Origin of the sequence: Streptomyces sp. ISL-94 (assembly GCF_018614075.1) — a bacterium.
Classification (GTDB): Bacteria; Actinomycetota; Actinomycetes; order Streptomycetales; family Streptomycetaceae; genus Streptomyces.
In genome coordinates this window covers 1-26741 of record NZ_JAGGOZ010000019.1, presented here as the reverse complement: position 1 = coordinate 26741, position 26741 = coordinate 1, and the positions used below count along the sequence as shown (strand labels likewise).

30 protein-coding genes are annotated in these 26741 nt (G+C 70.9%); 11 read left to right on the top strand and 19 right to left on the bottom strand.

Annotated features, from left to right (window positions below; translation table 11 throughout):
* Nucleotides 1-58: 58 nt before the first annotated feature.
* Nucleotides 59-586 carry a TetR/AcrR family transcriptional regulator gene (locus J7E94_RS07085; protein ID WP_215013324.1) on the top strand — a complete coding sequence of 176 codons (528 nt, stop codon included), beginning with the start codon at nucleotides 59-61 and terminating at the stop codon, nucleotides 584-586.
* A gap of 5 nt (nucleotides 587-591) precedes the next feature.
* Here the strand turns inward: J7E94_RS07085 and J7E94_RS07080 are convergent, their stop codons facing one another.
* The gene (locus J7E94_RS07080; RefSeq protein WP_215013322.1) at nucleotides 592-1068 is read right to left on the bottom strand and encodes an ATP-binding protein; all 477 of its coding nucleotides are present in this window, start codon (nucleotides 1066-1068) and stop codon (nucleotides 592-594) included.
* 248 nt (nucleotides 1069-1316) lie between these two features.
* On the opposite strand from J7E94_RS07080, the gene J7E94_RS07075 reads away from it, so the two are divergent.
* Together J7E94_RS07075 and J7E94_RS07070 are read left to right on the top strand one after the other, a co-directional pair.
* A complete protein-coding gene (locus J7E94_RS07075) occupies nucleotides 1317-2168 on the top strand; it encodes a helix-turn-helix transcriptional regulator (RefSeq protein ID WP_215013320.1) in 852 nt (283 codons plus the stop codon).
* A 6-nt stretch (nucleotides 2169-2174) separates the two neighbouring features.
* On the top strand, nucleotides 2175-2369 hold the full coding sequence (locus tag J7E94_RS07070) for a hypothetical protein (protein ID WP_215013318.1): 195 nt from the start codon (nucleotides 2175-2177) through the stop codon (nucleotides 2367-2369).
* On the opposite strand, the gene J7E94_RS07065 is transcribed toward J7E94_RS07070, so the two are convergent.
* From J7E94_RS07065 to J7E94_RS06995, 15 genes are all read right to left on the bottom strand, one after another.
* Nucleotides 2366-2611 (bottom strand): hypothetical protein, encoded by a 246-nt coding sequence (locus J7E94_RS07065; RefSeq protein ID WP_215013317.1) that lies wholly within the window; start codon nucleotides 2609-2611, stop codon nucleotides 2366-2368. The genes J7E94_RS07070 and J7E94_RS07065 overlap by 4 nt on opposite strands.
* Before the next feature lie 104 nt (nucleotides 2612-2715).
* Nucleotides 2716-3351: an OmpA family protein gene (locus tag J7E94_RS07060; RefSeq protein ID WP_215013302.1), complete on the bottom strand. Its 636-nt coding sequence runs from the start codon at nucleotides 3349-3351 to the stop codon at nucleotides 2716-2718.
* 4 nt (nucleotides 3352-3355) lie between these two features.
* The gene (locus tag J7E94_RS07055; protein WP_215013301.1) at nucleotides 3356-3940 is read right to left on the bottom strand and encodes a hypothetical protein; all 585 of its coding nucleotides are present in this window, start codon (nucleotides 3938-3940) and stop codon (nucleotides 3356-3358) included.
* A gap of 30 nt (nucleotides 3941-3970) precedes the next feature.
* The gene (locus J7E94_RS07050) at nucleotides 3971-4567 is read right to left on the bottom strand and encodes a pilus assembly protein TadG-related protein (protein ID WP_251056257.1); all 597 of its coding nucleotides are present in this window, start codon (nucleotides 4565-4567) and stop codon (nucleotides 3971-3973) included.
* A 35-nt stretch (nucleotides 4568-4602) separates the two neighbouring features.
* On the bottom strand, nucleotides 4603-4812 hold the full coding sequence (locus J7E94_RS07045; protein ID WP_215013297.1) for a hypothetical protein: 210 nt from the start codon (nucleotides 4810-4812) through the stop codon (nucleotides 4603-4605).
* Between the two features lie 110 nt (nucleotides 4813-4922).
* Complete coding sequence (locus J7E94_RS07040) at nucleotides 4923-5609, bottom strand: response regulator transcription factor (protein WP_215013295.1); 687 nt, start codon at nucleotides 5607-5609, stop codon at nucleotides 4923-4925.
* Complete coding sequence (locus tag J7E94_RS07035) at nucleotides 5609-6877, bottom strand: sensor histidine kinase (protein ID WP_215013293.1); 1269 nt, start codon at nucleotides 6875-6877, stop codon at nucleotides 5609-5611. Before J7E94_RS07035 ends, J7E94_RS07040 begins: the two co-directional genes overlap by 1 nt.
* 108 nt (nucleotides 6878-6985) lie before the next feature.
* Nucleotides 6986-7876 carry a DUF5936 domain-containing protein gene (locus J7E94_RS07030; RefSeq protein ID WP_215013400.1) on the bottom strand — a complete coding sequence of 297 codons (891 nt, stop codon included), beginning with the start codon at nucleotides 7874-7876 and terminating at the stop codon, nucleotides 6986-6988.
* A gap of 13 nt (nucleotides 7877-7889) precedes the next feature.
* Nucleotides 7890-8828: a type II secretion system F family protein gene (locus J7E94_RS07025; protein ID WP_215013291.1), complete on the bottom strand. Its 939-nt coding sequence runs from the start codon at nucleotides 8826-8828 to the stop codon at nucleotides 7890-7892.
* A complete protein-coding gene (locus tag J7E94_RS07020; RefSeq protein ID WP_251056255.1) occupies nucleotides 8825-10228 on the bottom strand; it encodes a CpaF family protein in 1404 nt (467 codons plus the stop codon). The genes J7E94_RS07025 and J7E94_RS07020 overlap by 4 nt, the downstream gene beginning before the upstream one ends.
* Nucleotides 10225-10605: a TadE/TadG family type IV pilus assembly protein gene (locus tag J7E94_RS07015; RefSeq protein ID WP_215013289.1), complete on the bottom strand. Its 381-nt coding sequence runs from the start codon at nucleotides 10603-10605 to the stop codon at nucleotides 10225-10227. The genes J7E94_RS07020 and J7E94_RS07015 overlap by 4 nt, the downstream gene beginning before the upstream one ends.
* A gap of 1 nt (nucleotide 10606) precedes the next feature.
* Nucleotides 10607-10984: a TadE family protein gene (locus tag J7E94_RS07010; RefSeq protein ID WP_215013287.1), complete on the bottom strand. Its 378-nt coding sequence runs from the start codon at nucleotides 10982-10984 to the stop codon at nucleotides 10607-10609.
* 3 nt (nucleotides 10985-10987) lie between these two features.
* Entirely contained in the window at nucleotides 10988-12253 is a 1266-nt protein-coding gene (locus tag J7E94_RS07005) for an AAA family ATPase (protein ID WP_215013285.1), read from the bottom strand.
* Nucleotides 12254-12260: 7 nt separating this feature from the next.
* Entirely contained in the window at nucleotides 12261-12962 is a 702-nt protein-coding gene (gene cpaB, locus J7E94_RS07000; protein WP_215013283.1) for a Flp pilus assembly protein CpaB, read from the bottom strand.
* An 8-nt stretch (nucleotides 12963-12970) separates the two neighbouring features.
* The gene (locus J7E94_RS06995) at nucleotides 12971-13912 is read right to left on the bottom strand and encodes a hypothetical protein (RefSeq protein WP_215013281.1); all 942 of its coding nucleotides are present in this window, start codon (nucleotides 13910-13912) and stop codon (nucleotides 12971-12973) included.
* Nucleotides 13913-14250: 338 nt separating this feature from the next.
* Between J7E94_RS06995 and J7E94_RS06990 the strand changes: the two genes are divergently transcribed.
* Both J7E94_RS06990 and J7E94_RS06985 read left to right on the top strand, forming a co-directional pair.
* Complete coding sequence (locus J7E94_RS06990) at nucleotides 14251-15945, top strand: glycoside hydrolase family 18 protein (protein WP_215013279.1); 1695 nt, start codon at nucleotides 14251-14253, stop codon at nucleotides 15943-15945.
* Between the two features lie 170 nt (nucleotides 15946-16115).
* A complete protein-coding gene (locus J7E94_RS06985; protein WP_215013277.1) occupies nucleotides 16116-17447 on the top strand; it encodes a M14 family metallopeptidase in 1332 nt (443 codons plus the stop codon).
* Nucleotides 17448-17510: 63 nt separating this feature from the next.
* Here the strand turns inward: J7E94_RS06985 and J7E94_RS06980 are convergent, their stop codons facing one another.
* Together J7E94_RS06980 and J7E94_RS06975 are read right to left on the bottom strand one after the other, a co-directional pair.
* Nucleotides 17511-17921 carry a RidA family protein gene (locus J7E94_RS06980; protein ID WP_215013275.1) on the bottom strand — a complete coding sequence of 137 codons (411 nt, stop codon included), beginning with the start codon at nucleotides 17919-17921 and terminating at the stop codon, nucleotides 17511-17513.
* On the bottom strand, nucleotides 17918-18676 hold the full coding sequence (locus J7E94_RS06975) for an IclR family transcriptional regulator (RefSeq protein WP_215013273.1): 759 nt from the start codon (nucleotides 18674-18676) through the stop codon (nucleotides 17918-17920). Before J7E94_RS06975 ends, J7E94_RS06980 begins: the two co-directional genes overlap by 4 nt.
* Nucleotides 18677-19003: 327 nt before the next feature.
* On the opposite strand from J7E94_RS06975, the gene J7E94_RS06970 reads away from it, so the two are divergent.
* The 6 genes from J7E94_RS06970 to J7E94_RS06945 all read left to right on the top strand — a co-directional run bounded on the left by J7E94_RS06970 (nucleotide 19004) and on the right by J7E94_RS06945 (nucleotide 24790).
* Nucleotides 19004-20284: an amino acid deaminase gene (locus J7E94_RS06970; protein WP_215013271.1), complete on the top strand. Its 1281-nt coding sequence runs from the start codon at nucleotides 19004-19006 to the stop codon at nucleotides 20282-20284.
* Nucleotides 20284-21876, top strand: a complete 1593-nt coding sequence (locus tag J7E94_RS06965) for an amidohydrolase family protein (RefSeq protein ID WP_215013269.1) — start codon at nucleotides 20284-20286, stop codon at nucleotides 21874-21876. The genes J7E94_RS06970 and J7E94_RS06965 overlap by 1 nt, the downstream gene beginning before the upstream one ends.
* A 17-nt stretch (nucleotides 21877-21893) precedes the next feature.
* On the top strand, nucleotides 21894-22901 hold the full coding sequence (locus tag J7E94_RS06960) for a YdcF family protein (RefSeq protein WP_215013268.1): 1008 nt from the start codon (nucleotides 21894-21896) through the stop codon (nucleotides 22899-22901).
* 253 nt (nucleotides 22902-23154) lie between these two features.
* The gene (locus J7E94_RS06955) at nucleotides 23155-23340 is read left to right on the top strand and encodes a hypothetical protein (protein ID WP_215013267.1); all 186 of its coding nucleotides are present in this window, start codon (nucleotides 23155-23157) and stop codon (nucleotides 23338-23340) included.
* Between the two features lie 298 nt (nucleotides 23341-23638).
* Entirely contained in the window at nucleotides 23639-24085 is a 447-nt protein-coding gene (locus tag J7E94_RS06950; protein WP_215013266.1) for a nitroreductase family deazaflavin-dependent oxidoreductase, read from the top strand.
* A 321-nt stretch (nucleotides 24086-24406) separates the two neighbouring features.
* Entirely contained in the window at nucleotides 24407-24790 is a 384-nt protein-coding gene (locus J7E94_RS06945) for a DUF6083 domain-containing protein (protein ID WP_215013265.1), read from the top strand.
* Nucleotides 24791-24926: 136 nt separating this feature from the next.
* Here J7E94_RS06945 and J7E94_RS06940 read toward each other — a convergent pair whose 3' ends face one another.
* On the bottom strand, nucleotides 24927-25403 hold the full coding sequence (locus tag J7E94_RS06940) for a macro domain-containing protein (protein ID WP_215013264.1): 477 nt from the start codon (nucleotides 25401-25403) through the stop codon (nucleotides 24927-24929).
* Nucleotides 25404-26741 lie beyond the last annotated feature (1338 nt).

The window sequence follows — 26741 nt, the reverse complement described above, 5'->3', positions numbered from 1 at the left end:
CTCTACGCTACGAGAACGCCCGTTCTCCCCGCAACCGCAATCCGGCTACCCTGCCCTCATGGACGACGAAGAGGCACAGACCCGGCTGCTCGACGCGGCGGAGGAGCTGTTCTACCGGCACGGCATCCAGGCGGTCGGCATGGACCGCATCCGCGCGACCTCCGGAGTCCCCCTCAAGCGGCTGTACCGGCTCTTCCCGGCCAAGGAGTCACTGCTCACGGCCTACCTGGAACGCCGCGACCGCCGCTGGCTGGCCTCCCTGCGCACGGCGGCCCTCGCCCCGGCAGGCCCACGCGCGCGGGTCCTGGCGGTCTTCGACTGGCTGGCGGCCTGGTTCGCCGAGCCGGACTTCCGCGGCTGCGCGTTCCTCAACACGTACGGGGAACTCGGCGCGGCCGCACCGGAGATCGTCCGCATCCACAAGGCGGAACTCCGCGCCCTCCTGGCCGAACTGACCCCCGACGGGCCCCCGGCCCTTGCCGACCAGCTCCTGATCCTGGTCGAGGGCGCCACCGTGGTGGCCTCCCTGACACCCGGCCCGGAGCCGGCCCGGACGGCGCGCGAGGTCGCGGAACGGCTGCTCTGACCCCCTCACTCCCGGTGCGGCAGCGTGGCCCAGGCGCGGGTCCCGCCGCCTGGCTCCCGGGAGGGCCCGACCCCCCAGTGGCCGCCGTGGTCGCGTACCAGCGCCGAGAACACCCGGAGGGTGGAGCGGCGCCGGGCCTCGCAGAGCGCGGCGAGCCGGGGGTGCGTGTGGGTGGGGTGCCCGTCGTAGACGATGACGCGGAGCGCGTCGTCGCGGTAGCGCAGGGACAGGTAGAGCTCGCCGTACGGGTCCATCCGCCAGGCGGAGCCGAGGAGTTCGGAGGCGGCCTGCACGGCGGTCGGCACGAGTGGGTCGAGGGCGTAGGCGTGCAGCGCGGCCCGCACGGCCTGCCGGGCGATCCCGGCGGACCGGGGCGAGGCGGGCAGCGTCATGCTGCACGACAGCGCCTCTGCCGGTCCCGGCGGTTCGGCGGGCCCGGAGTCCGGCGCGGCCGGGCATACGGAGGGGTATGGAGTGGGCATCTTCGACTCCCAAGTCGTCGGTACTGACGGACGGATTGGCTTCGGAAGCTCGACGCGCACAAGGGCTCACGTCCATCGGCAGCGGGTGTGGCTCGTCCCCCGGGCATGGCAGGGGGATGCACTTCGACTCGCCCTACGTAAGCGGTGCATTACTCACTGTAGGACAGATGTGATGTCTGCACCACAGGGATGGGTGATGTCTGCACCACCAATGGACCGAGGGGGCGGCTTCCGTGCACACTGCCCTCATGCCACCCAGGACGTCTCCGACGTACCGTCAAGCCAGGCTCGGGGCCGAGCTGCGCAAGATGCGCCTGCACGCAGGCGTGACAGCAGAGTTCGCGGCCGGGCTGCTCGGCATAGACCGAGGCAAGATCCCCAACATCGAATCGGGCGTGCGGACCCTGAGCCCGGAGCGCCTGCGCACACTGGCCGCCAACTACGGGTGCACGGACGAGGTGTACCTCGGCGCCCTGCTGGCGATGGCGCAACCGAGAACACGCGGCTGGTGGGACCAGTACCGAGGGAAGGTCTCAGCGGGCATGCTGGACATCGCCGAGCTGGAGTGGCACGCGGAACGGCTGCACACAGTGCAGACCGTGCACATCCCTGGGCTGCTGCAGACCGAGGAGTACGCACGCTCCATCTTCGGTGCGGTCCTGCCGGAGCTGTCACGGCTGGAGATCGAACTGAGGGTCGCCCTCCGGCAGGAGCGACGGCGCGTACTCGACCGGCCGGACCCCGTGCGCTATACCGGGTTCGTGCACGAAGCGGCTCTGCGCATGCACTTCGGCGGACGCCAGGCAGCGCGCGCCCAGCTGGAGCACTTGGGTGAGCAGAGCACCGCCGACCACATCACCATCCGGGTACTGCCCATCACCCAGGGCATCTTCCCCGGCGCCGGACACGCTCTGCTGTACGCGGAGGGGGTCGTGCCCCAGCTCGACACGGCACAACTCGACTCCGCGCACGGGCCGGAGTTCATGCATGCGGAGGGCCAGCTGTCGAAGTACCGCAGCCATCTGGAGTGGATGGACGCTAAGGCACTCGACACCTCGGCCTCCCGCGACTTCATCCACCGCGTCTGCAAGGAACTGTGAGGGGCCATGGCCGACATCAGCTGGGAAGTGCCGTACTGCGGCGAAGGCAACAATTGCTACCGGATAGGCGTGGACGGGGACGGCAACAGCTACATCGCCCTCGCCGGCCATGAGGACCGCCCGCTGACCGACAGCAGAGCGGCCCTCCAGGCCCTCATCCGGGACATCAAGGCAGGCAAGGCCGACCACCTGCTCGACTAGGGCGGTTCAGCGCCGCCGGGCACCGTACGCGGCGCGGCGGGAACCTCGTCCTCGGTGCCGGGCTCGAAGAGGCCGGGAGCCGTGAGCCGCATGCGCTGAACGTACTCCGGAAGGTCGAAGGTCCGCTTGTCGCGCTCGACCGGAATGTGGCCCACCAGGTGATCCACGAATGCGTACCTGGATGCGATGGCGCAGCCGTAGTGCCGGGGTCCTGCGTGGCCGTACGCGTCACGAGGACGCATGTTCCAAGTCTGCTGTCCTCCACCCGTCGCCAGGTGTCCAGCGCAAGCTGGTCCATCGCGGTGCACAGCACCTGTAGGTTCTCGATGCCACGAACCTGTGCTCTCTAGCTCGCGCCTCGGGGAAACGTGATCTCGACGCGGCGGTTCTTCTTGCGGCCTTCCTCGGTGCTGTTGTCGGCGATCGGGTAGTCCTCGCTGTAGCCGCGGACGTCGAAGAGGACGCCGGGGTTGGTGACCGTCTTGGCCAGCTCCGCCTGCACGGTATCGGCCCGCTTCTTCGACAGCTCCTTGCCGTGCTCGTAGCTGCCCTGGTCGTCGGTGAACCCGAAGACTCGGATACGGGTCGCCTTCGCCTGGTTGATCTCATTGGCGATGGCCTGGATGCGGGCAGCAGCCTGGGCGTTGAACACGGCACTGTCCTCAGGGAACAGCACCTCGGACTGGAGCGCCATCATGACGGTCTGATTGGTCTCCTGCCGCCGCTGTTCACCGCCGATGTCCTCGACGACCTCCACCAGGTCGAGCACCTTCGGGGCGGCCAGCGTGCCGCCCTGCGGGAGTTTAAGCCGGGGCGAGTCGGCCTTTACGGGCACGGGTGCGGAGGCAGATGGCTCCGTCCCCGGGGGTACGGAGGGCTTGACGTCGTCGGCGTGGGCGCTGGTGGCGCCTATGAAGTGGACGCCGGCGATGACGAGCCCGACGACGGCCGTGGCGGCGGTGGTGCGGTGGCGTGTGGTCATGGCGTCACCCAGAAATCTTGATCGGGGTCGCGGCAAAGGTCGGCAAGCCGAAGACCACATCGGTTGTGGTGGTCGGCGGTGCGGGGAACTGCGCGAAGAAGGGGACAGACTCCCCCGCCTTGATCACCAAGAGACCGGTGGTGCATGCGCACCGCCCCTCAGTGTCACGCAGCACGTAGTACCTCTTTTTACCCGCGTTGTCGACGATTGTGGCACCTGCCACCGACGCGGGACTGGCAGTCTTCTCATCACCGCGCCAGGCAGCGGTCTGTGCGAACGGTGTTGAGCCTGTGTTCTTGATCTGACCATTGACCGTGAGGTACCCGTCCTGGTCACGCGTCGCCGAATTGATCTCCAGAACGATGCCGGACTGCCCCTGCGTCGTTGCGATCACCTCAGCCGGGGCAGTATTTCCGCCTGCCGAAGGCGTGGACTTCTGAGGGGCGCTTCCCTGGCTCTGCGAAGAGGAAGGCTTCTCTGGCTCCTTCGGCTTCTCATCGCCGCCGCATCCGGCCAGCGTGAGGGCCAAGACCGCCGCAACCGCAACGGCCGCTCCCCCACGGACCTTCACCTTCTGCCGAATGCTCATGTACGCCGTTTCCTTGTCTCTAGTTCGCTATCAGTCGGTCAGTCGCACGCTGAAGAGCTTCCTCGCCAGCTGGATCAACGAGCCTGGTTTCGCCGGGTCCAACGTGACCACTGCACCGCCCTTGCATCGGAAGTCGAGGCTGGCCGGCGGTCCCGGGTCACCTCCTCCCGGCGAAGGCGTCGGGCTCGGCGTTGGGGTGGCATCGGGTTGTAGGGAGCAGCGAGGTTCGATCACCGCCTTCGCCGTAGCGTGGCCCTTCACACTCTCGCTACCGGGGATCACTGACTTTCCGACGGTGCCATTGGTGGTCGCCGTGACGGTGAACACTCGGATATTTGCTTGGCAGGTCGCCGTGGCATCGTTCAACGCCGCGAAAGCAAGGGCCTTCCCACATGCCCCCTGCACGCCCAGGCGATCACCCTCCAGGATCGCCTCCCAGTCGCCCTGCTTGAGAGCTAGGAAGTCCGTGCCCAGGAACGCGTTGTCCCTCACCTCGCGGGCGGCCGCGAGCGCCGCCGCGTCGGCTGCCGCTTGTGCCTCGCTGCGGGTAGCGCCGGCCATTCCTACGACGACGAAAGCGAGCGCGGCAAAGAGCAGGCCCGTCACCACCACGATGTAGATGGGCAAGGCCTGCCCTCGGTCCCGGGCCCCCGCCACGCCCATCAGTTGGCCGTGATGTCCGCCAAGGCCTGCGAGATGGCGTTCGCAATGGCGGCCGCCAGCCCCGATCCCACGATCGCCCCGATGATCAGAACGATGATCACGATGATGCCGAGATACTCGAAGACCGTCTGCCCCTCGTCCCCGCCCCCACGCCCCCGCAGCCGGTTCTGCCGTTCGACGATCGCCTTGAGCAGCTTGAGATTCTGCATGGGAGTCCTCTCCAGGGCCGGCGCCGTAGTCGATTCGCGGACGGTACGGCGGGAGACCAGCAGTTGCAAAGGGCCCCGGGGCCCAATTACGGACCCACTGCGCACTCTGTCTACCCATGACCAGCCACTCCTGGACGGGTGGTTCCCAGCCAACGCGCTATCGCCTCGCTGCGCGTGGCGCTCTGGAGCTTCGCGAAGATGCGGTTGATGTGGTTCTTGACCGTCTTCTCACTGATGAAGCAGGTGGCCGCGATCTGCTGGTTGCTCATCCCGGACGCGATGAGATCCATGACCTCCTCCTCACGCGAACTCAGCCCGAATTCAATGCGGTTGGGTCGGTAGCGCTCTGAAGACTGTCCCACAGTTCGTTGCGGATGCGAAGAGGCTCGGAGTTCCGCGAGTACCGTGCTCGCCGCAGTCGGGCTGAAATGTGCCCGTCCCGCACCTACATCGCGAACGGCCGCAACGAGGTGGTCTGGCGTGAATTCGCCATGGACCAGGTAGCCGCCCGCCCCCAGCAGCAGGGCCTCGCGCACGATCTCCGTTTCCTGGCTGTAGGTCAGCATCAGCACCGGCGCCAGCTGTACGAGGTGGGGCAGGGCCGAGATGCCGTCCACGCCCGGCATGCGGACGTCCAGCAGGATGACATCGGGAGCGTGCAGGCGCGTCAGGTGGAGGGCCTCGCGGCCGTCCGAGGCGGCGGCTGCCACCTCTATGTCGGGGGTGGTGGCCAGGAGGGCCGCCAGGCCCGCACGGACGACCGGGTTGTCGTCGGCGATCAGGACGCGGAGCGCCATCACCGGCCCCCTTCCGCGAGCGCGGCCAGCGGGAGGGCGAGGCGGACCTGGGTGCCGGGGCCGCCGCCGGGGTGCGGGCCGATGCGGAGGGCGGCTCCGATCGCTGCCGCGCGTTCCCTCATGCCGAGCAGGCCGAAGCGGCCCGGACCGGGCGGTTCGGCGGGCAGGCCGCAGCCGTCGTCCTCGACTGCCACGTACAGGTGGGAGCCGTCGATCCCCGCCTCCACGGTGATCCGCCCGGAGCCGCCCGCATGCCGGTGGGCGTTCTCCAGTGCCTCCGAGGCCACCGCCAGCAGGTGGCGGGCCACCGGGGTGGGCAGCACGGGCAGGGGGCCGGACACCCGCAGCTCGGCGGAGCCGGAGGAGGCGATCCGGGCGCGGAGTTCGGCGGCCAGGGAGACCCCCGGCCCGCCGGGGTCCCGGTCCCGGTCGGGGTCGGGGTCGCGGCGGAGGTCCGTCAGCAGTTCGCGGGATTCCGTGGCCGCGCGGCGGGCCGCACCGGCGATCAGGTCGGCGTGGCGGCGGATGGCCTCCGGGTCGGTGGTGCGGGACAGGGCATCGGCCGCCAGCGCCAGGCCGTGCAGGGTCTTCGCCACCGAGTCGTGCATCTCCCGGGCCAGGTGGTCGCGTTCGGCCCGTACCGCCTCGGCCGCGGCCAGCCGGGCCCTGGCCGCGCCGAAGCGCAGCAGGAGGTCCCGTAGGCAGGCTCCGGCCGCGCCCGCCAGCAGGCAGAGCGCCGCGAGCATCAGGGCCCCGGCCGACAGCGTGCCCAGGGCCGCCACGGCACAGGCCTGCCCGGCCGCCCAGGGCGCCGAGCCGCGCCACCCGTAGACCAGGCCGGCCAGCAGCGGTGTGCAGACGGCGACGAAGACGAGCGGGGAGGTGGGTGTGGCGGTGACCAGGAGCAGCCCGGTGACGGCCATGTCGACCGCCAGGAGCGAGCGGTGGCGCAGCAGCAGCGGCCCGAATCGCTCCCTGTCGCGGAAGAGTACGTAGGAGTGGAAGAAGGTGAGGACTGCTGCGCCCGCTACCAGGTACGTCGGGACTCCGGGCGCGGTGCGGCCCAGGGTCAGGGTCAGGGGCGCGCCCAAGGCGATCATCACCATCCGGAACGCGCAGACCTGGCGGCACAGCGCCTGGAGGGCGTTCGCCTGGAGGCGGAGCGTGGCGGTGGGGACGGGGGCGGCGGCGGGGGCGGGGGCGCCCTGCGGGCCGCTCCCGGGCTCCGCCCGGACCCTCCCCCAGACTCCGTCCGGGGGGACCCCCATCTCACACTCCCCCAGACTCCGTCCGGGGGGACCCCCAGGCGAGGCTGGATGGCGCGGCGGCGCCGTCGAGCCGAGCCCGGCTGTGCCCGGCAAAGTGGCGGCCATGGGTCAGCCGCTCCCGAACATCGCGCCGAAGTCGACGTTCGCCCCGTACACGAAGCCGCCGATCAGCAGGATCATCGTCCCGGGCAGCATGAACATCGTGACGGCCAGCGTCGCCCTCGGGACGGCGCGCGCGGCGCGGCGGCGGGCGTTCTGGGCGTCCGTGCGGCGCATGTCCTCGGCGATCGCGATCAGCGTCTCGACGATGGGCGAGCCGAGTTCCTCGCCCTGCTGGAGGGCCGTCACGAACTGCGCGACCTGTTCGCTGTCGTTGCGCCGCCGCAGTTCGTCAAAGGCCTGGCGGCGGCTGACGCCCATGGCCATCTGCTGGAGGGTGATCCGGATCTCGTCGGACCAGGGGCCTTTGTACTTGTCCGCCACCCGCTCCAGTGCCTGCCGGAAGCCGAGTCCGGCGCTCACCACGACCGCGAGCACGTCGAGGAAGTCCGGCAGGGTCCGCTCGATGTGGTCGCGGCGGATGCGGATCGCCGACCACAGACCGACCTCGATCCAGAAGATGCCGAAGGCCACCATGAGCAGGGCGAGGACCAGTTGCCCGTTGAGCAGCATCGAGAAGGCCCCGAGCCCTCCGAGGAAGGCGTAGACGGCGCGGCGCGCGGCGTAGCGGTCGATGGTCAGGCCGGACGGGTTGCCGGCCGTGTCGATCTGGCGGCGCTTGCGGGCCACCCTCTCGGGGCCCATGAGGCGCAGTACGGCCGGGGCGTAGCGGATGCCCGCGCGGTCGACGAGCGAGCCGACCACCGTGGTGCGGGTGGCGCCGACTTCGAGGGCCAGCGCCAGGTCGGTCGGGAGTTTCACCTCGGCGCGGTAGAGGCGGATGCCGTGGAAGGCGCCGAGGACCGAGAGGGCCCCGGCCAGGGCAAGGAGCAGAGCGATCATCCCCGCCTCCTCATACGTCGATCTTGGACAGGCGGCGGATGAAGACGAAGCCGAGCGCGAAGAGCCCGAGGGCGATCAGGACGGCGGTCTGCCCGATGACGGAGCCGGTCATCCGGTCCAGGGCGCCCGGCATCAGCGTGTCGACGAGCAGCAGCGAGCCGACGCCCATCACCGGCACCAGGTAGGCCGTCACCGTCACCTGGGACAGCTGGGTGCGGATCTCGCGGCGGGTTTCCTTGCGCTGTTCCAGGGTGACGGTCAGGTTGCGCAGGCTGCCGACGATCGCGCCGCCCGCGCGGGAGGACAGGACGAGGGTGGTGACCAGTACGACCAGTTCGCGCGACGGGAGCCGTTCGGCGATCTCGCCCAGCGCTTCCTCCATGGAGTGGCCGACGGCGAGCCGGTCGGCGACGCGCGCGAGCTCCTCCCCCGCGGGCGCGTCCAGCTCCTCGGCCGCCATGCCGATGGCCGTACGGAGGGCCAGCCCGGCCTGGGTGGCGTTGGCGAGGATGCGGGCGAGGTCGGGGAGCTGGTTGATGAACCGCTCGGTGCGCCGGGCCCGCTGCCAGTTGAGGAAGGCGTTCGCCGCCCACAGGCCGAGGAGGCCTGCGACCGGGCCGAAGAAGGGGGCCAGGAAGGAGGCCGCGATCAGCCATGTCCCGGTGACGGCCGCCAGCATGTAGACGAAGAACTCGCCGGCGGTCAGGTCCAGGCCGGTCACCGCGAGCTTGATCTCGATGCGCCGGCCCAGGGCGGTCTTGCGCAGGCGCCGGTCGACCTCCCGGAAGCGGCGGACCCGGCCTGGGGGCTGCGGGGCTCCGCTCGCCGAGAGGCGTTCGATGAGGGCGGCGCGCTGGGCGCGGCCGGCCACGTACGCCTGGAGGCCGACGACGGCGAGCACGCAGGCCAGCAGGGTGGCGCCGAGGGTGAGGAGGATCAGTGGGTTCACAAGGCGGTCCGGGTGGTGCGGGCGGCAAGGGAGTCGGATGGCAGCGGGCCTGGGGGGAGCGGGTCGGTGAGGGGGTCGGCGGTCGTCGAGGCGTCCGGCAGCGCGACCCCGAAGGCCTGCGGGATCGGCTGGTTGTGCATGTAGAGGCGCTCGGCGATGGGGCGCGGCAGCGGGTAGTACGCGAAGTAGCCGTGCACGCGCCCGTCCGCGCCCATGGGCTGCGCGACGAAGCGGCACACCGTCGAGATGTGGAACGGTTCGCGGCCGTGCGATTCGAGGACGGAGATCTCCGTGATGCGGCGCGAGCCGTCGCCGAAGCGGGTGAGCTGGACGATGACGTTGACGGCGCTGTTGATCTGGTCCTGGAGCGCCTCGAAGGGGATCTCGACCTCCGACATGGAGGCGAGGGTCTGGAGGCGCATCAGGGCGTCCGAGGAGCTGTTGGCGTGGACGGTGGCGAGCGAACCGTCGTGGCCGGTGGACATCGCCTGGAGCATGTCGAGGGTCTCCCCGCCGCGGACCTCGCCCACGATGATGCGGTCGGGGCGCATGCGCAGGGAGTTGCGTACGAGGTCGCGGATGGTGATCTGGCCCTTGCCCTCGACGTTCGCCGGGCGGGATTCGAGGCGGATGACGTGGGCCTGCTGCAGCTGCAGTTCGGCGGAGTCCTCGATGGTGATGACGCGCTCGCCCTCCGGGATCAGGCCGGAGAGGGCGTTGAGGAGGGTGGTCTTGCCGGTGCCGGTGGCGCCCGAGACGATCAGGTTCAACTTCGCGGCCACCAGCCCGGACAGCAGCAGGAGCATCTGCTCGTCCAGTGAGCCGAGGGCGATCATCTCGTGGAGGGTGAAGGCTCGCGGGAAGCGGCGGATGGTGAGGGTGGCGCCGGTCAGGGAGAGCGGCGGGATGATGACGTTGACGCGCTCGCCGCTGGGCAGGCGGGCGTCGACCATCGGGTTGGCCTCGTCCACGCGGCGGTTGACGGTGGAGACGATGCGCTCGATGGTCTGCATGAGCTGCTCGTGCGAGGCGAAGCGCAGCGGGAGCTGTTCGACGCGGCCGGCCCGCTCGACGAAGATCTGGTCGGGGCCGTTGACCATGATCTCGGAGATCGAGGCGTCTTCGAGGAGCGGTTCGAGCACACCGAGGCCGAGGGCCTCGTCGACGACGCGGCGGATCAGCTGGGCGCGCTCGACGGTGGAGAGGACGGGGCCCTCGCGGCTGATGATGTGGCCGAGTACGCGCTCCAGGCGGGCCCGGCGCTCGGCGGGCGCGAGCGCGGACATCTCGGCGAGGTCGATCTCCTCAAGCAGCTTGGCGCGGTAGGAGGAGACCAGCCGGCCGTCCTCGCGCGGACTGTGGTGGTCGTCTGGGGTGTTGACCCGGGAACGCAGGCTCATGGTCGGGGTCCCTCCGGGTCGTCGTCGGGCATGGTGGCGGTGCGCTCGGTGAATCCATTGCCCACGCCGGGCACGATGGATTTGACCGGGAGTCTGACGGTCACCGTGACCGCGTCGCTCGACCTCTGGACGCTGATTTCTGCGGCCGTGCCGAGGCTGTCCTTGATCGCGTCTCGGCCCGCCGCGTCCCCGGCGCCCGGCTTGCGGGCCTCGACGCGCGCCGCCGTACGGGCGGCGGTCTCCGCCTGCTGGACGACGTACGCGGCCCAGCCGAGCTGGATCCCGCAGAGCCCGACGAGGAGCAGGATGGGGATGAAGGCGAGGTATTCCAGGGTCGCCTGGCCCCGGTCCCGAGGGTGATGCCGGCAGCGGTCCATGTCAGTCCTCCTCCTCTTCCTTCGAGGAGCCGCCCTCGCCGGTGATGGGGACGCCGATGTCGAGGCCGGGGACGAGGATCGGGAGGTTGAGGGTGACCCTGGCCTTGTAGATGTCGCCGGACGCTCCACAGTCCGGCGGGTCCATGGTCCACGCGGCGCCGATGTGCCTGGCCGCCGCCGCCGCGCACGCCGCCTCCCCGCTCACCGCCCCCACCCTCGCCGCCTCGTCCGCCGCGTTGCCCGCCAGGGAGAACGCGTACCCGATCAGGACGCACTCCCACACCGCCGCCACGAGCAGCAGGATCAGCGGGACCGTGCCGGCGAACTCGATCGCCAGCTGGCCCCGGTCGCCGCTGCTGCGGGCGCCCCGCGACGGCATCCGTCAGCCCTCCCGGCCGCGGCGCAGGCGGGCCACCGGGCCCGAGGCGCGGACGGCGAGGGCCGCGCCCGGCGCCTGGGACTGGTCTTCCGCGGCGGCGAGGAGGCCGAGTTCGCCGGCGAGGGTCCACAGGGCCTGCTTCACCGTCGAGCGGTTGTCCAGGTCCTGGACCCGGCCCGCGTCGACCACCCCTTGGAGCTCCTTGAAGGCCGCCGGGACCGGGGTGCGGGTGGCGCGGGTCTTGGTGATCTTCTCGATCAGGGCGGGCTGTATCTCGGTGTGCTTGCTCCAGCGGTTGACGACCATCGCGGTGTCCTCCGCCTTGCGCACCTGGAGCCGCTCCCACATGCGGACCATCCGCTTCGCGGCCCGCACCGCGACCACGTCGGGCGTCGTGACGAGCACCGCCACGTCCGCCATCTCCACGGTGGCGGCGGTCGCGCCCGTCACCTGGGTCCCGCAGTCGATGACGACGATCTCGTAGCGGCTGCGCAAGGCGCCGACGATGTGCCGGGCGGCCCGGTCGTCGACCTCCTCGCCCCGTTCGCCGTCGGCCGGGGCGAGCAGCAGCGCCAGCCCGGTGCGGTCCTCGTAGACCGCGTCCTGGAGGACGCGCGGGGAGATGTCCTGGATCCCGGCGAGGTCGGCGATCGAGCGGCGGAACTGCACGTCGAGGTACGAGCCCACGTCGCCCGCCTGGAGGTCCATGTCGACCAGTGCGGTACGCCGCCCCGAGGCGGCCGCGGCCAGGGCGAACTGGACGGCGGTGAAGGTGGTGCCCACGCCGCCCTTGGCCCCGGTGACGGTCACCACCCGGCCGCCGGGTCCGGTGAAGACATCGGCGGCCGCGCCCCGCCCGAGGTGGCGGCGTACGCCCACGGACCACTGGGCGGCGGCCTGCACCCGCGCGGCGAGCTCCTCGTAGGAGAGCGGCAGGCCGACCAGGCCGCGCGCGCCCGAGTCCATCGCGGCGGAGAAGAGCGCGGGGCCGGCGTCCGAGGAGAGGAGGACGACACCCACCGCCGGGAAGCGGAGGGCGACCTCGCGGATGAGCTCCAGGGCCGGCACCGGGCCGATCCGCTCGTGGACGAGGACGACCTCGGGGAGTTCGTCGATGGAGTCGGCGGCCAGTCGGGCCAGGGTGTCCAGCAACGTCGTGGAGTCGGGGACCGAGACGGCCGGTTCGGCGGACGGGAGCTGGCTGAGCAGGGTCGCGATGTGGCGCGCGGCGTCCGGGTCGCCGGCCGCGGGGAGGATTCGGGTGGTCATCCGGGCCTCACTTGTCCCCTTCGAGGGTGTACCAACGGTCGCCCGGACTCACCTGCGAGTCGGTGCCGGGGGACACCAGGGCCAGGCGTACGTGCTCCGCGAAGGACTCGGCGTACGCGACGCGCTGGGAGTCCTTGGTGTTCAGGGCGAAGGTGATCGGGACGGCCTCGGCCGGGCCCTTCTTCTCGCTGTCCTTGTCCAGGGGGGTGAGCTTGCCGACGTTGATGACCCGGGCGTTGGCGACCATGACGACGGACTGGTCGGGGTCGGTCGGCTTCTTGCCCTTGAAGGTGCCCAGGATGTTGACCTTGGAACCGGGGGTGATCTTGCCCGCCACGCCCGTGGACGCATCGATCATGATGGCGATCTCCTGCTCCCCCGGCTGGAGCTGCGGCCGGCCGACGTACATGTCCGTCTGGAGCAGCGAGCCCTTCTTCAGGGTCGTGAGCGACATCTTGTCCCTGAGCGCACCGAGGTCGGTGACGGCGGTGTCGGAGAGCCACCGCTTGGGGATCCTGACCTCCTCGAACTGTGCGGCCGCCAGCGGGGTGTAGGGCGCTATGTCGCCCTTGGCGCGGTACGCGACGACCTCGGACCCGACCTTGGAGTTGACGTCGCCTATGACCACGAGGACTCCGGCGAAGGCACCGAGGGCGCACAGGACCGACAGGAGCAGCAGGATGACGCCGCGGCGCTGACGTGAGTTCATCGGCCGTACTACCTCGCCGTTCTTCGTTCGTTCGATGCGGTCAGGGTCGGGCTCTGGCTCTGGCTCTGGCTCTGGCCCTGGTTCTGGCCCTGGCTCTGGCTCTGGAGCGGCGCGGCGCAGAAGCCGCACCGGTCGCCGATGAGCTCGAAGCCGCACCAGCGGCACTCCTCGCGGCGGACCGAGGCGACGAGCTGGTAGAGGACGGACAGGTCCGGGATGCCGGCGGCGAATTCGACGAGTTTCGGGGTGCCCCACCAGCCCGGGGAGTCGGCGGGCAGCGGGTTCTCCATGACGCCCTGCACCTGCCAGGCGGGGGCGAGTTCGGCCGTCACCCAGTCGGAGGCGAGCTGGCCGCGGGCGAAGGTGAGGTGCGTGGCGAACCCGGGTCCGGCCGGCAGCACCCCGGATCGCCGTGCTCCGCCGGCGGCCTGAGGTCCCGCGGTGCCCAGCCGGGCCAGGTGCGGCGTCGGGTGGGCCAGTACGGCGAACTGCGCGCTCGGCGACCAAGACCTGGCGTGCGCCTTCAGCCCGACCGGGATCCGGTCGAGTTTGGCGACCGAGCCCAGCAGGGCGCCCGCGTAGATGTAGTGGGAGAGCAGCCGGGCCGCGGAGGCGATGACTCCGGGGCTGAAGTCGCAGACGCTGAGCTGGCGCAGCTGACGTACCAGCAGGGCCAGGCCCAGAGGCGGCAGATCGATGCCGAGGAGCGCGATCCGGTCGGTTTCGAGGATGGCCCGTACGGTGTGCAGGCGCTGGACGGTGGCGGTGGGGAGCCAGGGCGGCACGAGGGCCACGAGGTGGCCGTGGCGTTCCAGCAGCGCGGCGGCCTCGGCGAGCGCGCCGTCCAGGTCGAGCTGCCCGGGCGGGTGCAGGACGGCGGCCCCGGGCGTGTGCCGGTCGGGGGCCGGAAGGACCAGGTCTGCACTGGTGACAGCGATGGCGGTCGGCACGCGAATCCCCCTGTTCACCCGTACACCGCGGTTGTTCGCGTCCTGCCCGCATACGCGCACAGAATGCGCGACCGCAAACGATCGGCGCACTTTCCCCGCACTTCCCCCCTTGCTCCAGCACCATATCCGCGTCACCCCTGACAGGGCAGGGGCTTGGGAATTCCTGTGCCACGAGCACATGTCACAGGTAGCCGGAAACCCGGACAACAAGGATCCGGCGGTCGTGCATTTCAAGCCACATTGCAAAGAGCCTTGACACGAGGATTGGTCTGGACCAACTTGGCCCCGGGGCACCCCACTTGCCCTTGCACTCCCTTCCTCCCCCCACCGGAGCCCACGTGAACCGCATACGCTCCCTCGCCCTGCTGGGCGCCGCCACCCTCGCCGCCGGCGGCCTGACCGCCCTCGCCACCGGCACCGCGCAGGCCGCCGACGTCAATGTCGCCCGTAACGGAGGCTTCGAGTCCGGCCTCGCCAACTGGTCCTGTACGGGAGGCAGCGGCGCGGCCGTCTCCTCGCCCGTCTACGCCGGAGCCGGCGCCCTCAAGGGCACTCCGGCGGGCCAGGACAACGCCCGCTGCAGCCAGACCGTCACGGTCAAGCCGAACTCGACGTACACGCTGAGCGCGCAGGCCCAGGGCAGTTACGTCTACCTCGGCGCGACCGGGACCGGTACCCAGGACGTCTCCACCTGGACCCCCGGCTCGGGCGGCGGCTGGCAGAAGCTCTCCACCACCTTCACCACCGGCCCCAGTACCACCCAGGTGACCGTCTACACCCACGGCTGGTATGGCCAGCCGGCCTATGTCGTCGACGAGTTCAGCGTCTTCGGCCCGGACGGCGGCGGGGGCACCGACCCGGGCCCGAGCATCCCCGGCGCCCCGGCCGGAACCGCCGTTTCCGGCCAGAGCGCGAGCGGGCTCACCCTTTCGTGGAACGCGGTCAGCGGGGCCACCGGCTATCACGTGTACCAGGACGGCGTCCGCGTCCAGACCGTGACCGGCGCCTCCGCCCAGATCACCGGGCTCGCCGCGTCCACCTCGTACTCCTTCCAGGTGAGCGCGTACAACGCGGCGGGCGAGGGCCCCAAGTCCGCCCCGGTGACCGGGACCACGACCGGAGGCGGCGGGCCGAACCCGAACCCGGGCGTCCCGAAGCACGCGCTGACCGGCTACTGGCAGAACTTCAACAACGGCGCGACCGTCCAGAAGATCTCCGACGTCTCCGCCCAGTACGACATCATCGCCGTCTCCTTCGCCGACGCCACGACCACGCCCGGCGCCATCGCCTTCAACCTCGACTCGGCCGGGCTCGGCGGCTACACCGTCGCCCAGTTCAAGGCGGACATCGCGGCGAAGAAGGCGGCCGGCACATCGGTCATCCTCTCCATCGGCGGCGAGAAGGGCACCATCTCCGTCAACGACTCCGCCTCCGCGACCAACCTCGCGAACTCGGCGTACGCGCTGATGCAGGAGTACGGCTTCTCCGGCATGGACATCGACCTGGAGAACGGCCTGAACCCGACCTACATGACGCAGGCGCTGCGCGCGCTGTCGGCGAAGGCCGGCCCCTCCCTCGTCATCACGATGGCCCCGCAGACCATCGACATGCAGTCCACGCAGGGCGGCTATTTCAAGACGGCGCTGGGCATCAAGGACATCCTCACCGTCGTCAACATGCAGTACTACAACAGCGGCTCGATGAACGGCTGCGACGGCAAGGTGTACTCCCAGGGCTCGGTGGACTTCCTGACCGCGCTCGCCTGCATCCAGCTGGAGGGCGGCCTCGACCCCTCCCAGGTGGGCATCGGCGTCCCGGCCTCCCCCAGCGGCGCGGGCAGCGGCTACGTCTCGCCGACCATCGTCAACAACGCGCTGGACTGCCTGGCCAGGGGTACGAACTGCGGAGCCTTCAAGCCGTCGAAGACCTACCCGGGGCTGCGCGGTGCGATGACCTGGTCGACCAACTGGGACGCCAAGGCGGGTAATGCCTGGTCCAACGCGGTGGGTCCCAAGGTCCACGGGCTCCCGTAGGCGGTAGGTGTGGGGGTGGCCGACCCGTGGCCGACCCGTGGCCGACCCCGTGGCCGACCCGTGGCTGATTCGGGTCCGGCGAACGGGAGGAGTTCTTGACCGGAACATGCCACGAGAGCACGCTGTGCGCGTCCGCACGGCTACCCCCACACTCCCACCCAGGAGAACGCATGCGGCTCCACACCCGCCGAAGGGCCGCCGTCACGGCGGCCCTGCTGGCGCTCGCGCTGGGCGCACCCGCCTACGGCATGAGCGCGACGGCATCACCACCGCCCACCCCCTCCACCGCCACCCAGGACGAGGCGATCGTCCAGTACCGGATCCACGGCCCCTCCACGGCGGCCGACCGCACCGCCCTGCTGCGCACGGGCGTGTCGATCGACGAGGTCGACGAGCACACCGTCGTGGTCAGCGCCGACACCATGCAGGCCAAGAACCTGCGCGCGCTCGGCTACACGCTCACCGCGCTGCCCGGCCCGCCGGACCGCTCCCTGCCCGGGATCGCCGCCGGGCCGATGGACTTCCCCTCGGCGGACTCGAAATACCACAACTTCGCCGAGATGAACGCGGAGATCGACCAGCGCATCGCCCAGTACCCCTCGATCATGAGCAAGCGGGTGATCGGGAAGTCGTACCAGGGCCGGGACCTCATCGCGATCAAGATCAGTGACAACGTCGCGACGGACGAGGCCGAGCCCGAGGTGCTCTTCACGCACCACCAGCATGCCCGGGAGCACCTGACCGTCGAGATGGCCCTCTACCTGCTCAACGAGTTCGGCTCGAAGTACGGCACCGACTCCCGGGTCACCAACGCCGTCAACGGCCGCGAGATCTGGATCATCCCGGACCTCAACCCGGACGGCGGCGAGTACGACATCGCCACCGGGTCCTACCGCTCCTGGCGCAAGAACCGTCAGCCCAACAGCGGATCCTCGTACGTCGGCACGGACGAGAACCGGAACTGGAACTACAAGTGGGGCTGCTGCGGCGGCTCCAGCGGCAGCAAGAGCTCGGAGACCTACCGCGGCGCGGCCGCCGAGTCGGCGCCCGAGGTGAAGGTGGTCTCGGACTTCGTCCGCAGCCGCGTCATCGGCGGCAAGCAGCAGATCACGGCCGCGATCGACTTCCACACGTACAGCGAACTGGTCCTGTGGCCCTTCGGCTGGACCTACAACGACACCGCGCCCGGGCTGACCGCCGACGACCTCGCCGTCTACAAGAAGATCGGCACCAGCATGGCGGCGAGCAACGGCTACACCCCGGAGCAGTCGAGTGACCTGTACATCACCGACGGCACGATCGACGACTGGCTGTGGGGCAACCAGAAGATCTTCGCCTACACCTTCGAGATGTACCCGGAGACCGGCGGCGGCGGCTTCTACCCGCCGGACGAGGTCATCGACCGCGAGACCGCCCGCAACAAGGACGCGGTGCTCCAGCTGCTGGAGAACGCGGACTGCATGTACCGCTCGATCGGCAAGGAAGCCCAGTACTGCACGTAGCGACGCCTGAATGAACGGGGGCGCCCCACCGCCAGGGGGGCGCCTCTCGCTCGTGCGCTGTCCCTACCCCAGTACCGCGAGGGCGTCGATCTCGATGAGCAGCCCGTCCGGCAGGCCCACGTAGACGGTGGTGCGGGCGGCGGGGGCCTCCTTGAGTCCCTGCTCCTCGAAGTAGGCGTTGTACATCTCGTTCATCTCGGCGAAGTGCCCGGTGTCCGTGAGGTAGACGCGGATCATCATCACGTCGTCCCAGCCCGCGCCGCCGGCCTCCAGCACGGAGCGGACGTTCTCCAGCGTCTGGAGGGTCTGCTCGCGCAGGGTCGGCCCGGCGGGGGTGGGCGGCTGCCCGTCCACGTGCGGGAGGAAGCCGACCTGGCCGGCGACCTGGAGGATGTTCCCCTTGCGGACGCCGTGCGAGAACTTCGCGGGCGGGGTGGTGTGGCTTGCGGGGGTGACGGCGGTCTTGTCGTTCACGTTCTCTCCTCAGTCCTTGTTCCGGAGTAGTCCCGGCTGATGTCGTCGGCGGTACGGAGCACCAGGGGCAGCAGCTCCAGCAGCCCGTCGGCGGTGACCACCACACTCGGCGCGGAGACGGACAGCGCGGCGACGACCCGCCCGTCGGGCCCGCGCACGGGCCCGCCGAGGCAGTTGACGGACTCCTCGTGCCCGCCGAGGTCGGTGGCCCAGCCCTGGTCCCGTACGAGCTCCAGCTCCCGGAGGAACGCGGCGGCGTCGGGGGTGGAGCGGGCGGTGTAGCGGGGGTACTCGATCCGCTCGGCGAGGCTCCTGCGCTCGCCCTCGGGGAGGTCGGCCAGGAGCAGCTTGGCGACGGCGGCGACGGTGAGGGGCACGGGCTTGCCGATGCGGGAGTACATGCGGACCGGGTAGCGGCTGTCGACCTTGTCGATGTACACGACCTCGTCGTCCTGGTGGAGGGCGAGGTGCACGGTGTGGCCGGTGGCCTGGTTCAGCGCGAGGAGGTGGGGGTGCGCGACCTCGCGGACGTCGAGGTTCTCGATGGCCTCGGCGGCGAGCGCGAACAACTGGGCGCCGAGGCGGTAGCGGCCGTCGGGCTGGCGGTAGACGAAGCCGTGGCCGTGCAGCGTGCGGAGCAGTCGGAGCGCGGTGCTCTTGTGCACGCCGAGCGCGTCGGCCACCGCCCCCAGGGGCGCCGGCCCCCTTGCGAGCAACGGCAGGATGCCGAGCGCTCGTTCCACCGACTGGCTCACCCTCGTCCTCTCCTCCGGTCGGCACCAACCTGCGGCGCCACTCCCGGGGCTCCGCCCGGACCCCGCGCCTCACACGCCGGCGGGGCTGCAATTGCCCTCCGAGCCATCCAGCCCGCCGCGAGCAGCGTTGCGCTACGCGCCAACGAGCCGCACCCGAGGGCCGGAGCCGGGCCACATCCAGTCAGGCGCGGGCTCTGGGGCGGAGCCCCGGGAAAACGGGCCGCACCCCCCGCGCGTTGACCCTTCGTCATTCCGGATGTTAGACAGCGTGCAGCGGTACACGCAACGACCGTTGCAGCCCACGCAACAGAGCCCGGAGGCACCCTCATGGCCAGCGACCCCGTCAAGGACCTCACCGGCGAACCGGTGGACCACCGGTTCAAGGGCCTCCCCCCGGACGCCCAGGCCGCAGGCCTCACGGTCGGGCAGCTCGCCGCCGAGCGCCGCGACCTCTACACCGGCGGGTTCACCACCCCCGTCCTGACGCTCGACGCCGACGCGCTGGAGCACAACCTCACCGCCCTCGGCACCTACGCCGCCCGCCACTCCCTCGCCTTCGCCCCGCACGGCAAGACCTGCATGGCACCCCAGCTCTTCCGCCGCCAGCTCGACCACGGCGCCTGGGGCATCACCGCCGCCGTCCCCCACCAGGCCCGCGTCTACCGCGCCTTCGGCATCCAGCGGATCTTCCTCGCCAACGAGCTCGTCGATCCCGCCGCCCTCCGCTGGGTCGCGGACGAGCTCGCCGCCGACCCCGCCTTCCGCTTCGTCTGCTACGTCGACTCCGTGCGCGGGGTCCAGCTCATGGACCGCGCCCTCCGGGACGCCCCGGCCCGCCTCGACGTCGTCGTGGAGCTCGGCGCCGGCGAGGGCGCCCGCACGGGGGCCCGTACCGACGACGACTGCCGCGCCGTCGCCGACGCCGTGGCCCAGGCCGCCACCCTGCGCCTCGTCGGCATCGCCGGCTACGAGGCCGAGGTCCCCGATGCCGACCCGGCCCGCGTCCACGCGTACCTGCGCCGCCTCACCTCCCTCGCCGTCGAGTTCGACAAGGCCGGCCGGTTCGCGGACGGCCCCGACGAGATCGTCGTCAGCGCCGGCGGCTCCGCCTGGTTCGATGCCGTCGCCGACGTCTTCGCCGAGATCCCCGCCCTCTCCCGCCCCGTCCTCAAGCTGCTGCGCTCTGGCGCGTACGTCTCCCACGACCACGGCTGGTACACCCGTCTCACCCCCTTCAACCGCCACCCCGACGAGGGCGGCCTGCGCCCCGCGTTCCGCCTCTGGACCCAGGTCGTCTCCCGCCCCTCCCCCACCCAGGCCTTCGTCAACGCCGGCAAGCGCGACATCGCCTACGACCTCGGCCTGCCCGAGGCCGAGCTGGTCCGCGACGCGCTCACCGGCGGGGAACGGCCCGCCGCCGGTGTCCGCGTGGTCAAGCTCTCCGACCAGCACGCCTGGCTGGAGACCGACTCCGCCGACGCCGTCCAGGTCGGCGACTGGGTGGCCCTCGGCATGTCCCACCCCTGCACGATCTTCGAGAAGTGGCCGCTGATCCCGGTGGTGGAGGCCGACGGCACCGTCACCGATTACGTGCGCACCTTCTTCTGATGCACCTCGTCCTCCGCGGGGTCCGCGTCGTCGACGGCACGGGCGGGCCCTCGTACACCGCGGACGTCGGCGTGCACGAGGGCCGGATCGCGGAGATCGGCCGCATCACCGGTGGCGGGCGCCGGACCCTCGACGCGCACGGCCTGGCCCTGGCCCCCGGCTTCGTCGACATGCACGCCCACAGCGACCTCGCCCTGCTCCGCGACCCGGACCACAGCGCGAAGGCCGCGCAGGGCGTGACCCTCGAAGTCCTGGGCCAGGACGGCCTGTCGTACGCGCCCGTCGACGACCGCACCCTCGGCGAGGTGCGGGCCGCCATCGCCGGATGGAACGGCTCCGGGGACGACATCGACTTCGACTGGCGCACGGTCGGCGAGTACCTCGACCGCCTGGACCGGGCCCACGGCGGCCAGGGCTGCGCCGTGAACGCCGCCTACCTCGTCCCCCAGGGCACGGTCCGCGCGTACGCCCTCGGCTGGGACGACCGCCCCGCGACGCCCGCCGAGCTCGACCGGATGCGGCGGCTGGTCGCCGACGGCCTCGCGCAGGGCGCCGTCGGCCTGTCCTCCGGCCTCACCTACACCCCCGGCATGTACGCCTCCGGCGCCGAACTCGCCGAGCTGTGCCGGGTGGTGGCCGCGTACGGCGGCTACTACTGCCCCCACCACCGCTCGTACGGCCGCGACGCCCTGGCCGCCTACGCCGAGATGGTCCGGCTCACCCGGGAGGCCGGCTGCGCCCTGCACCTCGCGCACGCCACCATGAACTTCGCCGAGAACGAGGGCCGGGCCCCCGAGCTGCTGGCCCTGCTGGACGCGGCGCTCGCCGAGGGCTGCGACATCACCCTCGACAGCTATCCGTACACCCCGGGCTGCACCACGCTCGTCGCGCTGCTGCCCAGTTGGGCGAACGAAGGCGGCCCCGAGGCGGTCCTCGCCCGCCTGCGCGACGACGCCGGGGCGGAGCGGATCCGGTACGCACTGGAGGTCACCGGGGCCGACGGCTGCCACGGGGTCCCCGTCGACTGGTCGACGGTCGAGGTCTCGGGCGTCACCGACCCGGCCCTCGCGGGGTACGTCGGGACGCGCCTGGACGGCTGGGACACCGCCCGCCGGCTCCTGCTCGGCGACCGGCTCGCGCCGACGGTCCTCCAGCACGTCGGCCACGAGGAGAACGTCCGCGCGATCATGCGCCACCGCGTGCACACCGGCGGTTCGGACGGAATCCTGCGGGGCGCGAAACCGCACCCGCGTGCTTACGGCACCTTCCCGCACTACCTCGGCCACTACGTCCGCGAGCTGGGCGTGCTCTCCCTGGAGGAGTGCGTGGCGCACCTCTCCGGCCGCCCGGCGGCGCGGCTGCGTCTGCCCGACCGGGGCCTGATCCGCATCGGCCACCGCGCCGACCTGGTCCTCTTCGATCCGGACGCGGTCGCGGCCGGGTCCACGTACGAGAACCCGCGCACCCTGCCCACCGGCATTCCGCACGTCCTGATCGACGGGGGCTTCGTCATGCGGGACGGGCGGCGCACGGACGTCCTGGCGGGGCGATCGGTCAGGCGCACGGGCTTCCCCCTTCCTCCACGACGTTGACATTTACGATGATCGGCATGGTCGCCTTCGCCCTTGCCGCCCTGTTCCTCCTCGCCTTCGGCATAAGTACCCGAAAGGACCGTCGTCGCTTCCGCAACGCCGTGCTCTTCGGACTGACCTTCATCACCTTCTCCCTCGCCCTGCTCCTCCAGGTGACCAGGCTTCCGGGCTGGGCGGGCCCGATCGTCCTCCTCCTCGCCTTCGGTCTCCCCGCCCTCGGCATCCTGGCGCTCGGCGTCTTCCTGATCGCGAACGGCGTGACCATGGTCCGCAGGGAGGGCCGCCGCCCGGCCAACCTGCTGTCGATGCTGGCCGGGCTCGGGATCTTCGGGATGATCGCGCTGCCCGCCGTCGTCGGCCGGCTCGGCTCCCCGCTGGCCGACGGCCTCATCGCGGCCGTCATCCTGATCGTCGCCTACGTCTCCTTCATCTTCATGTGCTTCCTCGGCTACGCCTTCCTCTACGGGCGGATCAAGGTGCGCGGCGACGTCGACTTCGTGGTGGTACTGGGCGCGGGCCTGACCGGCGGGGACCGGGTGCCGCCGCTGCTGGCCTCGCGGCTGCGCAAGGGGCAGGAGATCTACGAGGCCCAGCTGGCCCGCGGCGCCCGTCCGCCGGTGCTGCTTCCGTCGGGCGGCAAGGGCTCGGACGAGAAGGTCCCGGAGGCGCGGGCGATGGCGGACTGGCTGATCGCGCGGGGCGTGCCGGCCGGACACGTCATGCTGGAGGACCGGTCCCGTACGACCGAGGAGAACATGCTGTTCAGCCGGGAGATCATGACGGCGGCCGATCCCGGCTACCGGTGCGTGATGGTCACCAACAACTTCCACGCCTTCCGGGCGGCGATGATGGCGCGCAAGGCCGGGGTCAACGGGCAGGTGCTGGGCTCGCCCACGGCGCGGTACTTCTGGCCGAGCGCCACGCTCCGCGAGTTCGTCGCGGTGTTCTGGGAGCACAGGGCCGTGAACCTGTCGATCTGCGGCCTGCTGGCCGCCGCGGTGGCACTGGGGGCGGCCACCTACTGAGTCCGTACCTTTTACTGCCACAGCATCTTTACTGCCACAGCCGCAGGGATCTTCCGGTTTCGGATGGCCGGGAAATCACCGACGAGATCCGAACTTCGACACCCCACCTGCCGGTTGGCTCCTCCCCGCGCACCATGCCCGCCCCCTTCCCGCGAGCTCCCCGTGACCTTCCCGCGCCGTTCCCGCGCCCGAGGTGCGTTCATGGGGCTCCCGCCGGAGGATGGGGCCAGGGGGAACCCGGAGGAGGTACGCGATGGACAGTGAATCGGACGAGCAGCCGACACGGTCGGACCAGCTCCACACGGGCGGGGACCGACCGTACGACCCCGAGGACCTCGTGATGGCGACCGGACACGACCCGACTCCGGAGCGGGTCGAGAAGGCACGCCAGCTGATCGCGAAGGAGGGTCCGCAGGTCATCGAGCGCTACCTGCCGTAACGCTCCGCAAGGATGCGACGCCCAGCCCCGGCCCCAGGTCCCCCCGGGGGCGGGGCCTTCGCGCGCCCGGGACGGGACCGATCCAGCCGAACCGGGGCCAACCCAGCCCCGCCGGGCAAACCCAGCCACGCCGGCGTTTGAGGCGCGGGGCCTGGGGTGGAGCCCCAGGAAGCCGAGCCGCAGGCGGGCTCAGACGCTCAGCCGCCCCGGGCCCGCGACATGCGCGCCGACTCGACCGCATCCAGAAACGACGAACGCTCGTTAGCCGCCCGGGGACCAAAATCCGAAGGACAGGTACATGCACGCACTCGACGTCGACTGGGACCACCCCGCCGACCCCCTGCCCGGCCCGAGACTCGACCACGTCCGCGCGTACGTCTCCACGGCCGGCGCCGACGGTCACCTCTGGCACGGAGTCCCCACCCTCCTCCTGACCACGCTCGACCGCGAGACCGGCCGTACCGCCCGCACCCCGCTGATCTACGGCGAGGACGCGGACCGCCTCATCCTCGTCGCCGCGGCCTACGGCGCCCCGCACCACCCCGCCTGGTACCGCAACCTCGCCGCCCACCCCGAGGTCCGCCTCCAGGTCGGCGCCGCCTCCTTCAAGGCCACCGCGCGCACGGCCACCCCGGCAGAGCGGGAGATCTACTGGGAGGCGATGACGGCCCTGTGGCCCGCCTTCGACGACTACCAGGCGGCGGCCGCACCCCGCGAGCTCCCGCTGGTGATCCTGGAGCGCTAGTGCCGCGCACGACCGCGGAACCGGTCCCGGCCCCGGGACCGGCGGTCCAGCACCGCACCCCCGATCAACACCACGCGCAGAACACCACGATCCACGCCCCAGCCCCCCTGATCCCCCGTCAAGTGGCGCAAGTGTCCACCGCTCTCGGCCGACACGGAACCGCCGGCGCGATAACGCTTCGGCACCCGGTCTTGGCCGTTCCGGCGGAAACCAGAGCGGCCTCCCTCGCCGAGATCACCACCCTTTCGAGTCACTGATCCCCAAACCGGTGGCCCAACCGACCCCCCACCCGCTACGAACAGGGCAACAGGGGGGGGACAGTTGAACACAAACACCCAACAGCAGGGCCGGAACCCCGACAACGGGCCGTTCCTCCTCGCGAAGGTACTGGCGGACGCCCTCGTGACCATCGGCCGGCAGCGGCAGCAGCCCCCCGAACCGGACGCGCGCGAGGGCCGCCCCGCCGTCTGCCGCCGCTGCGGCGAAGCCGCGTACTGGCATCAGACCGTCCGCGGGAAGTGGATCCTGATCCAGCCCGGCGAGTCCCCCTGCCACCTCATCCCGGCGGGCAAGCGCTGGCGCATCGCGGCCGACGGCACGGCCGTCAACCTCGGCGCCTCGACCCCGGCCGACACCTGCCGGGTCTCCCATTTCGACGTGTGCGGTCAGACCGGCTTCCCGGCCGGGGCGGCGACCGCGGTGTAACTCCGCCCGCCCGCGACGTAGCCGCCGAGCGCCATACCGAAACTCCATATGCGCGATCGTCCCGGGTGCGGAACCAGTTGTCGTGGAGGCCCGACTTGAGCTCGGTTGCGGAAGCACTCGGTCGCACTCTCGCGGCTCACCCGTGGTCGTAGACGGTCACCTCCACGTCGCGCGCGCACAGCGCTTCGGTGATCAGCGGCTCGATACGTGACCAGGTGCCACCGGCCAACCCGCTGCCGATGCGGGGCATGTGGACGCTCGCACCCAGCTCGAGGGCCTGATCACCCAGCGCGGCGAGGCAGCGCTTCACGGCGTCGTACCGGATCGGCGGGTCCCCACTACCGGTGCGCATGCCGTGCTGACCCACCATGTTGGCCACCCAGATGTCCGGCTTCACGCGCACCACTTGTACGGCACCCAGCCCGAAGTCGTTCCCGCTCCGCCCCCGATGCCAGGCCCGGAAGGCGGCCTCCGGCCCGGGCCACCGCTTCGAGACGGCGAGCACAAAGCCTTTCCCCCACCCACCGAGGTCGTTGCAGACATGGGCGATGACCTTGGGCCCCTTGGCCTGGGGGCTCGTCGCGTCTCCGGCGATGACCTTGAGCGGCTTCATAGGGGAACGGTATGCCGAGGCACTGACAGGGACGGGTGGGGCCTTGCGGGGCGGGGCTTGGGGGTCAGAAGACGGCGGGGCGGGCCAAGACGCGGGGCGGCGGGGGCGGGGGCGGGACCCAAGTGGGTCGGAATCGGTGAGGGTTTGGGGGTTTCCCGTCAGTCTCATCGTCTCTCCGGTTCGGGCCGGTCCCTCAAGGGCGCTCCTCCTTCGTCGTCGCGTCGCTTCGCGATGGCCTTCGGCCACCCTTGACCGACCGGCCCGAACCGGAAATCCGAAGACCGACGGGAACCCCCCAAAAGAACGCTCACGGGTCAGAGACATACACACAGGCCCGTCAGGGAGCCGACTGCCCGCTCCCCTAAGCCGGCCAAGGCCCACCACCCAGGCCGGACAGTGCCAGGGGCCCGGGCACCAGGAGACCTCCACCCAGGCCCCTATCCATCAAACTCCGGGCCGGGGGCGGCTCTACCTGCACGAAACAGCGGCGAGAAGCCCATCGGAAGCCGGGAGCGCATCAGACCGCTACACGCTTCTCGCCTTCAGCGTCCGACGGCCGTCTGGGGCTGGACATAAGCCGCCACTGATCGCTACGCGGCTGAGGTGACCTGGCGGCGATCAGCCCGCCATGGGTTGCTCATAAGCCGCCCACGAAGAATAGGTGCCGGTTGGCGGGCGTCTGCGGGCGGTGGGCAGCACCCAAGCTGCAGAAGAAGCGCTGTGGGTGAACCCTGCGGCTGGTTGACGGCGCCCAACCACCAGGAAAGAGGCCCCTGGAGGGCGTCTGCGCCATTTTGTCGTGGAGAAGTGCCCAGACGGAGCCTGAGGCCGGATTTTTCAACCTCACACTCCGCCAAGACGCCTCACGACCCTCAATCCATCGCCAAATTAGGACAAACTACCCGCTGTCGCCGTCTCAGGGACGCTTGTAGCGATCTTGGGCGGCTTATGCCCAGCCCCAGACGGGCGGCGGACGCCGAGACGCGAGAAGCGTGTAGCGATCTGACGCGTCCACCCGCCTGACCTGCCGCCATCCCCATCTGACCGCTGTCTGGCGACGCTTCGGACACCCCGGCCCGGAACATGGCTGATCGGGGCCGGGCGGAGGTGTGCCTGGTGGCCCCCCCCCCTGTCGCCGTCCGGCTTGGGCGGTGGGCCTTGGCCGGCTTAGGGGAGCGGGCAGTCGGCTCCCTGACGTCCCGCCCTCCGTCATCTCTGACCCGTGAGCGTTCTTTTGGGGGGTTCCCGTCGGTCTTCGGATTTCCGGTTCGGGTCGGTCGGTCAAGGGTGGCCGAAGGCCATCGCGAAGCGACGCGACCGAAGGGAGCGCCCTTGAGG

Excerpts from the sequence above, each read along its gene's own strand:
- J7E94_RS07085 (WP_215013324.1), top strand. The coding sequence starts at position 59 with ATGGACGACGAAGAGGCACAGACCCGGCTGCTCGACGCGGCGGAGGAG.
- J7E94_RS07080 (WP_215013322.1), bottom strand. The coding sequence starts at position 1,068 with ATGCCCACTCCATACCCCTCCGTATGCCCGGCCGCGCCGGACTCCGGG.
- J7E94_RS07075 (WP_215013320.1), top strand. The coding sequence starts at position 1,317 with ATGCCACCCAGGACGTCTCCGACGTACCGTCAAGCCAGGCTCGGGGCC.
- J7E94_RS07070 (WP_215013318.1), top strand. The coding sequence starts at position 2,175 with ATGGCCGACATCAGCTGGGAAGTGCCGTACTGCGGCGAAGGCAACAAT.
- J7E94_RS07065 (WP_215013317.1), bottom strand. The coding sequence starts at position 2,611 with ATGCGTCCTCGTGACGCGTACGGCCACGCAGGACCCCGGCACTACGGC.
- J7E94_RS07060 (WP_215013302.1), bottom strand. The coding sequence starts at position 3,351 with ATGACCACACGCCACCGCACCACCGCCGCCACGGCCGTCGTCGGGCTC.
- J7E94_RS07055 (WP_215013301.1), bottom strand. The coding sequence starts at position 3,940 with ATGAGCATTCGGCAGAAGGTGAAGGTCCGTGGGGGAGCGGCCGTTGCG.
- J7E94_RS07045 (WP_215013297.1), bottom strand. The coding sequence starts at position 4,812 with ATGCAGAATCTCAAGCTGCTCAAGGCGATCGTCGAACGGCAGAACCGG.
- J7E94_RS07040 (WP_215013295.1), bottom strand. The coding sequence starts at position 5,609 with ATGGCGCTCCGCGTCCTGATCGCCGACGACAACCCGGTCGTCCGTGCG.
- J7E94_RS07035 (WP_215013293.1), bottom strand. The coding sequence starts at position 6,877 with ATGGGGGTCCCCCCGGACGGAGTCTGGGGGAGGGTCCGGGCGGAGCCC.
- J7E94_RS07020 (WP_251056255.1), bottom strand. The coding sequence starts at position 10,228 with ATGAGCCTGCGTTCCCGGGTCAACACCCCAGACGACCACCACAGTCCG.
- J7E94_RS07015 (WP_215013289.1), bottom strand. The coding sequence starts at position 10,605 with ATGGACCGCTGCCGGCATCACCCTCGGGACCGGGGCCAGGCGACCCTG.
- J7E94_RS07010 (WP_215013287.1), bottom strand. The coding sequence starts at position 10,984 with ATGCCGTCGCGGGGCGCCCGCAGCAGCGGCGACCGGGGCCAGCTGGCG.
- J7E94_RS07005 (WP_215013285.1), bottom strand. The coding sequence starts at position 12,253 with ATGACCACCCGAATCCTCCCCGCGGCCGGCGACCCGGACGCCGCGCGC.
- cpaB (WP_215013283.1), bottom strand. The coding sequence starts at position 12,962 with ATGAACTCACGTCAGCGCCGCGGCGTCATCCTGCTGCTCCTGTCGGTC.
- J7E94_RS06985 (WP_215013277.1), top strand. The coding sequence starts at position 16,116 with ATGCGGCTCCACACCCGCCGAAGGGCCGCCGTCACGGCGGCCCTGCTG.
- J7E94_RS06970 (WP_215013271.1), top strand. The coding sequence starts at position 19,004 with ATGGCCAGCGACCCCGTCAAGGACCTCACCGGCGAACCGGTGGACCAC.
- J7E94_RS06965 (WP_215013269.1), top strand. The coding sequence starts at position 20,284 with ATGCACCTCGTCCTCCGCGGGGTCCGCGTCGTCGACGGCACGGGCGGG.
- J7E94_RS06960 (WP_215013268.1), top strand. The coding sequence starts at position 21,894 with ATGGTCGCCTTCGCCCTTGCCGCCCTGTTCCTCCTCGCCTTCGGCATA.
- J7E94_RS06955 (WP_215013267.1), top strand. The coding sequence starts at position 23,155 with ATGGACAGTGAATCGGACGAGCAGCCGACACGGTCGGACCAGCTCCAC.
- J7E94_RS06950 (WP_215013266.1), top strand. The coding sequence starts at position 23,639 with ATGCACGCACTCGACGTCGACTGGGACCACCCCGCCGACCCCCTGCCC.
- J7E94_RS06940 (WP_215013264.1), bottom strand. The coding sequence starts at position 25,403 with ATGAAGCCGCTCAAGGTCATCGCCGGAGACGCGACGAGCCCCCAGGCC.